This is a genomic window from Shewanella cutis (assembly GCF_022410515.1).
GTDB classification, from domain to species: domain Bacteria; phylum Pseudomonadota; class Gammaproteobacteria; order Enterobacterales; family Shewanellaceae; genus Shewanella; species Shewanella cutis.
This window is the reverse complement of sequence record NZ_JACSDI010000024.1, coordinates 16,007-28,757: the sequence shown is the minus strand read 5'-3', so window position 1 is coordinate 28,757 and position 12,751 is coordinate 16,007. Positions and strand designations below refer to the sequence as shown.

14 protein-coding genes are annotated in these 12,751 nt (G+C 44.2%); 8 read left to right on the top strand and 6 right to left on the bottom strand.

Going from position 1 to position 12,751, the window contains the following annotated elements; genetic code table 11:
* Positions 1 to 23 precede the first annotated feature (23 nt).
* Positions 24 to 488: a hypothetical protein gene (locus tag H9J30_RS19730; RefSeq protein WP_345796237.1), complete on the bottom strand. Its 465-nt coding sequence runs from the start codon at positions 486 to 488 to the stop codon at positions 24 to 26.
* Between H9J30_RS19730 and H9J30_RS19725 the strand changes: the two genes are divergently transcribed.
* Together H9J30_RS19725 and H9J30_RS19720 are read left to right on the top strand one after the other, a co-directional pair.
* Complete coding sequence (locus H9J30_RS19725; RefSeq protein WP_240132551.1) at positions 461 to 604, top strand: hypothetical protein; 144 nt, start codon at positions 461 to 463, stop codon at positions 602 to 604. The two genes, H9J30_RS19730 and H9J30_RS19725, sit on opposite strands and share 28 nt — an antisense overlap.
* A 94-nt stretch (positions 605 to 698) precedes the next feature.
* Entirely contained in the window at positions 699 to 1,388 is a 690-nt protein-coding gene (locus H9J30_RS19720; protein ID WP_240132584.1) for an energy-coupling factor ABC transporter permease, read from the top strand.
* A 30-nt stretch (positions 1,389 to 1,418) separates the two neighbouring features.
* Here H9J30_RS19720 and H9J30_RS19715 read toward each other — a convergent pair whose 3' ends face one another.
* The 3 genes from H9J30_RS19715 to H9J30_RS19705 form a co-directional block, all read right to left on the bottom strand.
* Complete coding sequence (locus H9J30_RS19715) at positions 1,419 to 1,775, bottom strand: glutathione S-transferase N-terminal domain-containing protein (RefSeq protein WP_240132550.1); 357 nt, start codon at positions 1,773 to 1,775, stop codon at positions 1,419 to 1,421.
* Positions 1,776 to 1,971: 196 nt separating this feature from the next.
* On the bottom strand, positions 1,972 to 5,298 hold the full coding sequence (locus H9J30_RS19710; protein ID WP_240132549.1) for a DUF748 domain-containing protein: 3,327 nt from the start codon (positions 5,296 to 5,298) through the stop codon (positions 1,972 to 1,974).
* Positions 5,299 to 5,549: 251 nt separating this feature from the next.
* On the bottom strand, positions 5,550 to 5,930 hold the full coding sequence (locus H9J30_RS19705; RefSeq protein WP_011072728.1) for a VOC family protein: 381 nt from the start codon (positions 5,928 to 5,930) through the stop codon (positions 5,550 to 5,552).
* Positions 5,931 to 6,283: 353 nt separating this feature from the next.
* On the opposite strand from H9J30_RS19705, the gene H9J30_RS19700 reads away from it, so the two are divergent.
* From H9J30_RS19700 to H9J30_RS19690, 3 genes are all read left to right on the top strand, one after another.
* Complete coding sequence (locus H9J30_RS19700) at positions 6,284 to 6,988, top strand: DUF445 domain-containing protein (protein WP_240132548.1); 705 nt, start codon at positions 6,284 to 6,286, stop codon at positions 6,986 to 6,988.
* Positions 6,989 to 7,066: 78 nt separating this feature from the next.
* Positions 7,067 to 7,417, top strand: a complete 351-nt coding sequence (locus tag H9J30_RS19695; protein ID WP_240132547.1) for a VOC family protein — start codon at positions 7,067 to 7,069, stop codon at positions 7,415 to 7,417.
* Complete coding sequence (locus H9J30_RS19690; protein ID WP_240132546.1) at positions 7,392 to 7,607, top strand: DUF1289 domain-containing protein; 216 nt, start codon at positions 7,392 to 7,394, stop codon at positions 7,605 to 7,607. The genes H9J30_RS19695 and H9J30_RS19690 overlap by 26 nt, the downstream gene beginning before the upstream one ends.
* Positions 7,608 to 7,788: 181 nt before the next feature.
* Here H9J30_RS19690 and cdd read toward each other — a convergent pair whose 3' ends face one another.
* Both cdd and sbcB read right to left on the bottom strand, forming a co-directional pair.
* The gene (gene cdd, locus H9J30_RS19685; protein ID WP_240132545.1) at positions 7,789 to 8,679 is read right to left on the bottom strand and encodes a cytidine deaminase; all 891 of its coding nucleotides are present in this window, start codon (positions 8,677 to 8,679) and stop codon (positions 7,789 to 7,791) included.
* Positions 8,680 to 8,851: 172 nt separating this feature from the next.
* The gene (sbcB, locus tag H9J30_RS19680; RefSeq protein WP_240132544.1) at positions 8,852 to 10,264 is read right to left on the bottom strand and encodes an exodeoxyribonuclease I; all 1,413 of its coding nucleotides are present in this window, start codon (positions 10,262 to 10,264) and stop codon (positions 8,852 to 8,854) included.
* Between the two features lie 175 nt (positions 10,265 to 10,439).
* On the opposite strand from sbcB, the gene H9J30_RS19675 reads away from it, so the two are divergent.
* The 3 genes from H9J30_RS19675 to H9J30_RS19665 all read left to right on the top strand — a co-directional run bounded on the left by H9J30_RS19675 (position 10,440) and on the right by H9J30_RS19665 (position 12,612).
* Positions 10,440 to 11,246 (top strand): hypothetical protein, encoded by an 807-nt coding sequence (locus H9J30_RS19675; protein WP_240132543.1) that lies wholly within the window; start codon positions 10,440 to 10,442, stop codon positions 11,244 to 11,246.
* Positions 11,247 to 11,281: 35 nt separating this feature from the next.
* A complete protein-coding gene (gene rlmA, locus H9J30_RS19670; protein ID WP_240132542.1) occupies positions 11,282 to 12,097 on the top strand; it encodes a 23S rRNA (guanine(745)-N(1))-methyltransferase in 816 nt (271 codons plus the stop codon).
* Between the two features lie 305 nt (positions 12,098 to 12,402).
* On the top strand, positions 12,403 to 12,612 hold the full coding sequence (locus H9J30_RS19665) for a cold-shock protein (protein WP_011072720.1): 210 nt from the start codon (positions 12,403 to 12,405) through the stop codon (positions 12,610 to 12,612).
* Positions 12,613 to 12,751 lie beyond the last annotated feature (139 nt).

Here is a 12,751-nt window from a genome sequence, read left to right as displayed (position 1 = left end):
TTTTCATTGAGTGCAAAATGCACTTAAAAGCGCACAAACTTTTGTTTATCTTCTTCGGTGGCACCTTCTTTACATTCGCCACGAATTTCACCACGGCCGGATTCAATTATTCGGCTCAACTCAAAATAACCTTCACGGCAATAACCTGTCATTTCTAAGGTTTTCTCGAGCCCCAATTCAACTTGTCTACCCCAAATCTCGAGTTCATCTTCTTGCGCTTGGCGAAAACGACGTTGCTCGCGGGGATCTTGCGCGACTTGACGCATGCGTTCTTCGTGGGGGAAGGGGCGCTCAGCGGCGTCTCTTGTTGTGTATTCCTCAACTAAACCTGCCTGATAGGTAAAGAGTTTGAGGCCATCTGCACGGATATCTGTGGTGAGTTTGTCTTTAAATTTACCTGCAAATTCAGTAGGGTCTATTGGGGCGCTGCTGCAAGCGAGTAAAGTGAAGCAGCTCAATAATGTCAGGCTTATCGATCTCAATGGCATATCAAGGATTACTCTTAGATGATTTACTTAGCGAAGAATACCTTAATATGCCGCCCAATATCATGCAATTATGGGGTTTATTCATTAATGCTGGTAAAGAAGCTTATTCGCCCTAAAATGTGGGTTAATTTCTCAATACCTAAACAACTGAAATTAGCTCTGAAACTTGTATCTTTAGCTTGATTGGGCATCTACTCAGGATCCTTAATGATGTTGGACTTTTTGGCCAAGCGACTTGCTGAAATTGACTGGAATATCAGCCCATTACAGGGGGTAAGCCTGCTACTGCTGGGACTGTGGATTTATGCTATTTGGCCTAAAGAAGAGTTACTGCAGGTTGTTAAGAATAAAGGTTTACAATGGCGGTTGTTATTAACCCTGATCGCGGTAAATACTCTGTGGCTTCTCAATGCCAGTATTCAAGCGGGGATTCATTTACATTTTTTAGGCATAGTCACTTGTCTATTGATGTTTGGTTGGCGTTTAGCGACGGTTGCCTTACTCCTCCCTAGTGCGTTTTTCAGCGTATTTGTCCTAAAACAGCCAGCTGAGTTTGGTGCGTTTGGCTTGTTTGCAATAGCACTCCCGTTATTTTGCGCGTTTATGCTCTACAGCCGCAGTTACCATGTATTTCCTAAACATCTTTTTGTGTTTATTTTTGTTGGTGCCTTTATTAATGCAGGGCTATCGACGGTTTTCCATCAATTTAGCTGGGCATTTTGGCTTTGGTTGTCGACGGATTATGACTGGAGTATGTTAGTTGATAACTATCTGATGTTAATTCCGTTATTAGCTTTTCCTGAGGCGTTGCTAAATGGTATGGCGGTGACGCTGTTGGTGGTGTATCAACCCCAATGGTTGTTTGATTATTCTGACCGTGAGTATTTGTGGCGTAAATAACCAGCGCGCCGTTGGGCGCGCATTGTTGTGTTAGGCAAAACGTTGATCTAAGTAGCTGATGATATCCTTCGATTCATATAACCATTGCACTTGACCATTTTCTTCAATCCGTAAACAGGGCACTTGTTGCTTGCCACCTAGGGTGATGAGTTCGTCTTTATGTGGGGATTTTTTTGCATCCAAGGTTTGGATATTCAGCCCTTGACGGCGCATAGCTCGGCGCACTTTGACGCAGAAAGGACAAGCATTGTACTGATATAGCGCCAGTGCTTGAGTTTGCGCATCAATCTTTTGTTGTTCTGCCCGTGGGCGTTTGAGTTTCTTTGGCGCGAACACAAAGTTAAGCAACAAAATGATCCGGCCTAAAATCCAGCGAATAATGAACATAACTACCTCGAGTAAAAGTGCTTTGCTGTGCGAATGGAGAAAACACAAAATGTGATTCCGCTCTCATAAAGCCGCGGAGTGTAACCTAAGGCCTACTTTAGGCCAAGTAATACAGAGTGGTGATGTTATCCAAATAACCAAATGAAAATGCCCAGTGAGAACTGGGCATTTTATTTTCTAGAGTCTAAGCGGCGTATTATTTTGCTTCAATGCTCATATTCACTTGGGCTGCATCTTGATTGAGGCTGACACGACTTTCGAGGAGGAAAATACGTTCAGGGGCGATGCCTTTACTGTCGACAAGGTAGGCTTTGACAGATTTAGCTCTCTCCTGTGCTAAATCCCCCAACATGCCTTGGCTGACCGTTTGCGCTTTTACTGAGAGGTTATAAAGTGCGATATGCCAACGAGTGGTGAGCTCCTCATTACTGAGTGGAGTGTCTTTGGTTTCACTCACAATATTGGCCTTCACATCCTCTGGATTGGCTTTGACTTCCTGCTCATAGAGTTTGATAAGTGCATCGGCCAGTGGTCCTTGCGATGGAAACTGACTTGGACTGAGATCCGCTGGCAATTCCGTTGGCTGCATATTCGCTAGAGTAGCCAGTTTGCGTTTCATCATACGCTCCGCAATCACTTGGCTATCGTTTACTGCGTTGACACTGCCCTCAAGGCTAAGTTGCAGCATGGGTCTATCCGCTAAGCCTTTGGCGAGTTTATCTAGGCTTTCTTGCTCGCGGGAAGTGAGGGTAAATTGGCCTGCATTAAAGGGGATCTTATCTAAGGTTTCATCTGAGCCAATAAGACCTGCAAGGAAAGAGAAGGGAGCTGTCACGGCTTTAGTAATCACATTGGTGATGGCTGTCATGATGATGCTACCTACGCTAAAGCTTGGAGAGTCTACATCACCTGATACTTCCATCCCGAGGTCAATCACGCCGTGGCGATCTTGCAATAGGGCGATTGCTAACGTTACCGGCAAACTGGTGGCCAAATCACTGTTACTGCGTTTACCCAGTTTGAGTTGATCAATGACTAAGTGGTTACTGCCCTTGAGTTGGTTTTGCTCAAGTTTGTAGTTAAGTGCCAACGACAATTGGCCTTTATCAATGTAATAGCCTGCATAGGTGCCCGAATAAGGGTTTACTGACGTTAGCTCAACACTCTTAAAGACGAGGTCTAAGTCAAGATAAGGTTTATCTAACAGAGGGTTAATATCCCCTTTTAACGTGACTGGCGCATAGCGATCAATTTTGCCTTTAATATCGACCGATGCCTTAGTGTTGGGCTTAGAAGATAAGTGGCTAATATGACCTTCGAGCTGTTCTATGCCTGAGGCAAAGTTCGGCGTTAGGGAATTATCGGCAAAAAATGCCGAGCCTTGGTTAAAGCTGATCTTTTGAATATCTAAACTTAACTCGGGTTGTTTAGGTGCGGTTTTGGATGGCGCAACAGCATTCGCGCTGGTTTGTGCTTGAGCACTTGTTTGTGCCGTTTGCTCGACGGCGTTAGATGCGTTTATAGCTTGCTGTTCAACAATCAGATTACTGATATTCGTGGTGCGATCCTTCGCGATAACGACCTTGGCGTAAGGCTTTTCAAAGCGTAAATGATCAATCTTGATTTGATTTTGTTGCTGGTCAAAATCAAGCTGATTAATATGCATTTTTTGCCATTTCACCAATGGTGCTTTACGGATATTGTCGAGGATATTCAAATCATCTAGCTCAACACTACCTTGATAAATGGCTTTACCTTTGCCATCGGCGTGAAGCTTTCCATCGCTACTGAATAGACCGCTTTTGAGCTGCATATTTACATAGGGCTCAAGGTAAGGTTGGAATTGGGCTAAGGCCAGTTGCGCCACTTTGAGGTTAGCGTTAATCGACTGCTCGAGCACATCGATTTGTCCCTTGGAGGCAAAATGGCCTTTGTCGTTTAGCCCAAAGGAGAGTTGGTATTCAATTGGGGCTTTTAAATCGCTTACTATGGTTTGGGTTGAAAAATCTAATGGATAGACTCGCCATTGCTGCGCCGTTTTGCTGAGCTTTTGCTCCTCTAGCTGAATGTCATAGTTGTCGATACTTAGCCCATCAAGAGTGACAAGCCATCCATTGGCATTTTCAGTAGCACTGTTATCCACCACAGCTTGCGAAGTGGTGGGCTTGGCTATTATCGCTTCAGATGCTTCAGATGCTTCAGATGCTTCAGATGCTTCAGATGCTTCAGATGCTTCAGATGCTTCAGATGCTTCAGATGCTTCAGATGCTTCAGATGCTTCAGATGCTTCAGGGGCAGTTGCTGTACTAGAGGTCGTTGCCATCGATTTGGGCATCAACAGTTGCACTAAATCGATGCCTTGTTCATCCAGCTTGGCCTTAAGACTTAAGCCTTCACTGTGGATTTGCTTGATGTTGACCCGCTGCTTGGCCAGATTGACGTTGATCCCATCAACCGCCAGCAGGGGGAGGGTGATAACCGATTGGTCGCCATTAAGTAAATCCACTTTTTGAACAATCACTTGCCCACGTTCGGCTGTGAGTTGTAATTCACCTTGCTCGGGTAAATCGACTTGGTAATGGGTCTTGAAACTGAGCTCACCTGTGCCCAGTTTGACATTGAATTGATTGGCAACAAATTGCCAGAGTGGTGCGAGTTGAAGTTTGGCAAGTTGAACATCCCCGACGAGCTTAAAGGGAAAGAGCTGAAATTGTCCGCTAAGACTGACCTCACCGGCGTGGGCATCCTGCAACTGGGCCACAAATTGGTTATGCACGATAGTCGTAGTGGCATTTGCCGCCGATGTTGCTGGAGTGCTATTCGCCGCTGTTGTTGCTGGAGTGGCCTTGTTTGTCACTGCATCTTTAGCTTGTGGCGTGTTAGCTACGCTAGCAGGAGTGGATGACAGCAGGTATTCAGTATCTAATTGACTGAGTGTGAAGTTGATATTGGGATAATCAATTAGCGATTTTGTTATTTTATCGTCAAATTTGAACTTAGCTGCACTGACGGTTAACTCACCTAAGATAATACGCAAAGGACGTGATTGTTCAGTGTTGGTATCTGACTCACTGGGGGTTTTAGCCTGATTGAGCGTGGTAATGATGTCGTCAAAGTTGAACTGGGTTCCCCCAGGAGTTTGAAATCTACTGATATTAGCGAAGGGCGCCTGCAGCTGGATATGATCAATCACTAAGGCTTGATTGAATACTGACTGCCAAAAGTCAACTTCAAATTGGAGCTGTGCTAATCCGGCAAAATCCTCATTGTCTTTTCCTTTAACTGTGAACTGGTCGATATTGACCTGATAGTTAAAAGGATTGATATGAATATTCTGTACATTGACTGGGCGCCCCAGCACCTGCGAAAGCTTCTCAGGGGCGAAGGCGACTATGGCCTTGGGAAGCACTAAACCGAGGGCGATAAGGTAGCTTAAGTAGATAATCGTTAAATAGACGAGAATTCGTTGGTATCGGGGGCGATTAAAAAACGCGAGTTTTAACCGTGATAGCTGAGTTAACATAGTCAGATTAAGGCTCCAATACGCACGCTGGCGCGAAATCTATCAATAAGTGTGGTTATTCTAGCGAATAATGCTTATGTGTGCATGAGTTGTTTTAAGTTTTTTTTAGTTAAATCTGAGTGTTACCGTATGGCAACCGATGTAAGCCTGAAAACATGTTAAGTCATAACCCTTGCTTTACGAGGGCAACATTTTGTATTCAAGATGTATTATTTGATTACCACTAAGCATGCTTACACCAGTGATTTAGCTTAAGCTGTGAGATAACTTATTGCTGCGATAATGGCGCCTTGTGGATCTTTTATCCAACAAAAGCGACCCACTTTAGGAATATCTTCTGGGCCAAATAGAATATCGCCACCAAGCTTTTTAGCATTGATCGCGACCAAATCAACATCCGTTACCGTGACATAGCCTGTCCAATGCGAAGGCAATGCTGGTAGCAGATTATCGGTTATACCGCCAATTCCCACACCTTGGTTTTCAATCAAATGGTAGTGACCGTGAGGCATTTTGACCGTTCTAAATTGCCAACCAAACACTTCGCCATAAAAGCGCATGGCCTCTTCGGTGTTGTGGGTCGTGAGTTCATGCCAACCTAAGGCGCCAGCGGTATTAAATGCAGAGTCCATAAGCGCATCCCTTATGTTTTACGTTATTGAACGTTGTGGTGAGGCTGTTGCCATTTTTAGTGTAGACGATGCTTTTCAATAATTCCTAAGCTAAGCAAGAAATGCGTGATTATTTTTTACTGTAAATCATTAAACTAAGTTAATGTTAATTAATGAAATAACTAAAACGCCTTCGCCGTGTTTGCTTTGTTTTTGTCTTATTGTGGCTACAGCGAGTGTTTGCTGAGTTTGCAGAGATTTTCCGGTTTATTGATAGGATTGGCCTCATTTTTCAGCATTAGACCTTGCTCCCCTTCGCTTGCTAAACTAGCGATATTGACAATCCATGAGATAGTGTACGAGGGGATTAAAGATTGAATAAGAGTTTAGTGACTAATCTATTGGCTGGCATTTGTGTGATCTTGGGATACGTACTGAGCTTACCCATTTTGTTTAATGTGGGGTTGTTTGCGTTATCTGGTGCCATTACCAATTGGCTTGCGGTGTATATGTTGTTTGAGAAAGTCCCAGGTTTATATGGTTCGGGAGTGGTGCCCTCAAGGTTTGAAGAATTTAAGGTCGGCATTGCCCATTTGATGATGAAACAGTTCTTTACCACAGAAAACATCGATCGTTTTCTGTCCGAAAAAGAAGGCATAAGCCAAATCGATTTGGCGCCTGTGATTGAGAAAGTGGATTTGGCGCCGTCATTTGATGCCTTAGTCAATACTGTTGCGCAATCTTCATTTGGTGGCATGTTAGCCATGTTTGGGGGAACTGAGGCGTTAATGCCGTTAAAAGAACCCTTTATTGAGAAGATGAAAGCTTCGTTGATCGACATGGCCGAGAGCGAACAATTCCGCGAGCTATTGAAGCAAGAACTTGAACAACCAAATGTGATGGCTGATCTGCAAAATAAGATTGCCAATATCGTAGAGCAACGCTTAAATGAATTAACGCCACAAATGGTAAAACAGATAGTGCAGGAGATGATCCAAACGCACTTAGGCTGGCTAGTCGTTTGGGGTGGGGTGTTTGGTGGCGCCATCGGACTTGTCGCTGCCTTAGTACAAGGTTAATCTGGCACTAGCCACCATTGCGAAGGGAGCATCGGCTCCCTTTTTTATTGATAAATTTTTCGTTCTGCAGGGAAGGTTATGAATCGTCATCACACAATCAATTATTTAGAAATTCCAACCGCGGATATTGGCCGCTCTAAAGCGTTTTTCAATACTGTATTTGGTTGGCGTTTTGAGGATTATGGTCCACAGTACAGTTGCTTTATTGATGTGGGGATAACGGGTGGTATTTATCAAGCCGAGGTCAGTTTTACCCTAGAGAAGGGCTGTCCCCTGATTGTGTTATACAGTCATGCCTTGGAAGAAACTTTAGCCGCAGTTATCGCGGCTGGCGGCACCATAAGCACTGAGATTTTTAGCTTCCCGGGTGGGCGCCGTTTCCATTTTATAGAGCCTGCAGGCAATGAATATGCGGTCTGGTCAGAGTAACAGTGTCGAGCAGCCCTGTGTCCGACATTGCTGTCTTGATCAGCAGGATGTTTGCATGGGGTGTTTTAGGCATCTAGCGGAAATTTTGGCGTGGCGAAGCATGACAGTGGAGCAGCGAAGCGCGTGTTATCAAAAAATGGCTGAGCGTAAAGCGGTTTTTATCGCAAAACGTTGCAGTCAAGGCGAGTAGCTAAAATAGACCTAAACATCGCGGCGCAACTGACGTTAATACCGAAGTAAAACAGAAGCGCCGCGTTAACAAGTTAGATCGTGTTGACGTTTCGAGATGAGATGTTGTTATGGCAAGCTCATGCTCGCTAAACCACTCCAGCCAAATTGCGGCAAAAATAACCCTGAACAGTCAACTTATCCTAGATAGGATCAACCACAATATGTTCAAGCTCTATGGCTGCAACGGCGTGTAATGCATCCATAGTTGCCCCCACTAAGCTGATTTTACCTTGGGAGGATTCCACCAATACCGCGCGGCGGATCTCTGCAAAATCACGGTTATGCCGAGTCAGATTCGATAGGGCCATTTGCATTGGGAGCATCGATGGGTTAAACGCGGCGTTTTCTGCGTAGCGACCACAGTAGGTTGCGCCATCCGCAGTTTCTAAAACAACCGCCCCATAGCTTTGGGTATAAGGCGCGTAGCTTAAGCCCGCATGATCTAAGGCTTCAATCACCATAGGATCGCTGCTATCGAGTGCAAATTCAGTTTCCCGCTTGACTAACAGCGGTGACTGAACATTTAAGTCCTTTGGTCCAAACGCGTAGGGCAGATAATAGGACAGTAAATGGCTATCTTGTGATGGCAAATGGATCTTGATTTGGCCACCATCGACTAATTCATTCATAAACTGACGGCAATGACCGCAGGGGCTGGCATTCACTATCATATCCACGATCTGGCTTTCGCCGCTAAGCCACGCGTGACTAATGGCGCTTTGCTCAGCATGTACTGAGTGGAAGAGGGCTTCGCCAGACAGTTCAAGGTTGGCGCCCATATAAATGTCGCCACTTTTTCCTTTGGCAATCGCACCTACATAAAACTCACTAATCGGTGGTTTGGCCAAGGCGGCGGCAATAGGTAACAAAGCCAGTAACACCTCTGATTCGGTCATATTGCTGCTTTTAACTAACTCTGCCAGTTGCTGTGCATCGATATGTCCCGCAAAACCTTGATGTAATAAGGGAATTAATGCGTCAGCCAATGGGGTTGGCAGCTGGGTTATGCTTCGGATAAATCTATCTTGCATTTCCCGACTCCTTGTTTGTTAAGTTCATGGAAGAACATTCTAGTAATTTTGTTACAGTATAAATGCGAGTTAGTTCGCGTTTATGGTTCAATTCTGCGCCTGTTAGTTAACATCTGAAAGAAGTTATCAATCATAGGCGTTAAATCAACAAAAACATGGACTATTTTGTGGCCTACAACCCACGCAGATAGTGGCACAGGGCGGCGAGTAGCTTTTGTTTATGCTCTTCGCCTTCGGTATCCTGCAGAAGATTTTCAAGCTTGAGCAGATAATCCTGATCGGCCAAACGCTGTTGGCAAAAGGTGCGCCAGCGATGAGACTCTTGATCATCAAGCAATTCGGGATAATTGCGCGCCCGATAACGGAATAGCATTTCGGGAATGCGTCCATCATCAAATTGCAAATCAAGCGCGGCTAAATTTTGAGGCAAGGTATGGCGAATGATCTCCATCTTGGCTTTATCGGCAGGGCTGAAAAATCCACCCGAATACAACATTAAGTCAGGATCTGTGGTTGTTGCTTCGCCATCATGCTCAAACAGTTGCGCCAGCTTCTCCCGTAATTCAGGGTGAGCCTTTAAGCGTTTGTATTGCTCTCTGGCAAAGGCTTTATCAATATTGAGTCTTTCTGCCTGCACATCATCTAAAATTTTGGCCGAAGTAATAAAGGGGCATTTATTAAGATGCACCTGCTTGACTGGGATGGGTAACTCATCGTCGGCAAGCTCCGCTCTTGGCGTGTACATGCGGGTTTTTATCTGCTCGACATCCAGCTCAAACAGCGGGCTTAAATCCATCGCTAAGTTTACGCAAATAATGGCGTTTTTGTTACTTGGATGGTGTGCGACGGGAGCAATCAGGGTGGTACAACCATGCATTGCACTGATTTTTGAACTTACATGTGCAAGCGGTTGCATATTCAGTACGTCGATTTGCGCGCTGACAGCTTGTTTACGGCGCAATTCAAAATAGTACTGATATAACTTAGGTTGTTTTTCTTTAATCAGTTTTGCCATTGCGATGGTGGCGTAAACATCGGACATTGCATCGTGTGCTTTTTCATGGCTTAAACCATTGGCTTGGGTCAGATGTTCCAGCTTAAAACTGGGTGAACCGTCTTCTTTTAATGGCCAATGGATCCCATCTGGTCTAAAGGCATAACAAGCTCTCACTAAATCAATGATATCCCAGCGCGTATTGCCATTTTGCCATTCGCGGGCATAGGGATCGATAAAGTTACGGTAAAAACCATAGCGGGTGACTTCATCGTCAAATCGTAAGGAGTTATAGCCTGCGACACAGGTATTCGCCTGGCTAAAGAGAGTATGGATGCGCCCCATAAACTCGGTTTCAGGCAAACCTTTTAAATTCGCTAATTGTGGTGTGATCCCTGTAATTAAAATCGCTTCGGGTGAGGGCAGGTAATCCGTTGATTGTTTGCAGTAAAAGGTCTCTGGCTCACTAATAATGTTAAGATCTAAATCGGTGCGGATCCCGGCAAATTGGGCCGGTCTATCCTTAGCTGGATTGGCACCGAATGTTTCATAATCGTGCCAAAAAATGCTTGGCTGAGATGCAGTATACATAATTTCAATCAAATGACGGTTTTGTCGAATGATAGCATCATAGCACTTAAACTCACCCCAATTATCATTAGCAAAAATCCTGATTAAGAAATTATATCTAAAAGATAAGCGCTTAACAGGTGATCTTTGCCACGATTGACAGTTACAATCCCCTCTGAAACAGGGGATCAGTCTTATGCATCATCAATATCTCAATGAACCTATGGTACTGAATGTCGCGCAGGCATCATCGCTAGTATTAACGTTGCCAAGCAATATCAGTGATTTTATTGTGCTTGAGACGATGGGAGCGCCCTTGCTTGAGCTGATTGTGGTTTCGCAAACCCCACTGCCGCAAATTGCTGTGCGCTTTCAACCTGTATTGGAGCTAAAACTGAACTCAGATTCCATTGCTGATTCTATGTTTAGTTCTCCTATATCAAGGAGTTTAGGTCAAGGCGTTAGGCTTTATCACCGTATGGGCACAGCCCCTAAATTTTGTGCCCAAGAGTTGCGCGCAGGAATTTCAATTAAAGTTGATGTGAACGATGGTGTGGTGTTGTCTTTGCAAGCGGCATCTAAGTTTGAGTTTGTGACACTCGAATCTGATATCAGAGGCTTACATGACCCTAAAGTGTTGATGATGGCTAAGGCTATTCTTGCAAGGGAATACGATTACAGTGCGACATCAGAATCCCTTGCGGTTTATCTTACTGAAATTGAACAAGTAAGATTGGAGCTACAAGCATTTTTACGGGGTGAACTTGGTCAATGTCATACCAGCTTAGCCGAAGAGGCCGTTCGACTTGATCCTTTATTACAACAAAAGCGTCAATGGCTATTTCGAACTTATACCCACATGTTTGAGCGCCCGAGCTTTAGCCGAGCGGCAAATGATGGGCTGAATATCGATAACGCCTTAAGGAAGCTCGAATGTTTTGAGTTGCTCGCTTCGCCTGAATTACTGCAAATGGTCGAGCGATTAATGGAAGATGAGATATAACCCTGACATCCCTCATTTTTGAATAGAGTTAATTAATGCAATATATATGTCCTTTGTGTGCGTTACCCCTCACCTTGACAGAACGAACTTGGGGATGCCCTCAGTCACATAAGTTTGATATGGCAAAAGAAGGTTATGTCAATCTACTTCCTGTTCAGAAAAAAAACTCCAAAGATCCGGGTGATAATCAGCAAATGATGTTTGCTCGCAGGGAGTTCTTAAATGCGGGTTATTATCAAAACTTGAGTGATAGAGTAAACCGATTGGCACTTCAATATGCCTGTAATGCACAACAGATCCTTGATATAGGTTGTGGCGAAGGCTACTACAGCCATCGTTTATACAATGCCCTTGCCGCTCATCATGCATGTCATCTGCAGGGCGTCGATATTTCTAAATCGGCGATAAAATATGCAGCCAAACGTTATCCCAACTTAAGCTTTTGTGTTGCGAGCGCTTATGAAATGCCGATTCCATCAAACAGCATTGATTTAGCTATTCGGATTTACGCGCCGTCAAAAGTGGAAGAGCTTCAGCGGATCATGGCACCAGACGGTATTCTTATCACGGTATCGCCTGGGCCTTTACATCATTTTGCGCTGAAACAACAAATTTATGACGAGCCTAGATTGCATCCTGAGTCAGAGGCCAGAATTGATGGATTTGAATGCCTACATCAAGAACGGCTTAGGTCACAACTTGAGCTAAGCGAAAGCCAAGATATCGGCCATTTCCTCGAAATGACCCCCTATGCATGGAAGTTTACTGCCGAGCAGAAGCAGGCCTTTGCTTTGGGTGGATTAAGTTGTGAATTAGACTTCCAGATTGAGGTTTATCGCATTTCAGTCTAGAGGCTGATTTTAACCTATTGAAATAAGCTATTTAAAATGCTTTACTGTCAATGCTTAAGCCGTATGAACATATTGTTCTACGAGCCGGTAGCAAAACCTTAAAGGGCTTTGTTTAAATAAATTTTTCAAAGTGTCGCAGTATGTTGACTTATCTTTAGAATGGTTTATAGTTTTACTAGCTTGAAGGTTGGGCTTATATTTATGTGTTCAATACGACCAGTTCGTCCTGTAAACATAAGTAATACCGGCATTTTCCAGCTCCACCGCCGTTAAGGCTTTAATTTTTTATTTACAGGATTTATATCATGTCTCAAGTTACTGGTGTAGTTAAGTGGTTCAACTCTGACAAAGGTTTTGGTTTCATCGAGCAAGAATCTGGTCCAGACGTATTCGTTCACTTCCGTGCAATCAACTCTGACGGTTTCAAAACTCTTGACGAAGGTCAGAAAGTGTCTTTCACTGTGACTCAAGGTCAAAAAGGTCCTCAAGCTGAAAACGTAACCGTAATCGGTTAATTTTCAGTGCCGTTAGCCTAGCGCTGACAGCAATGGATTTAAGAGCTGTGGTTTTTACCATAGCTCTTTTTATTTGTGCTGTTTTTATCTTTAAATACTTTCCTTCGTTGCACTTTGAGCATCGCATTTCCGATAAAAC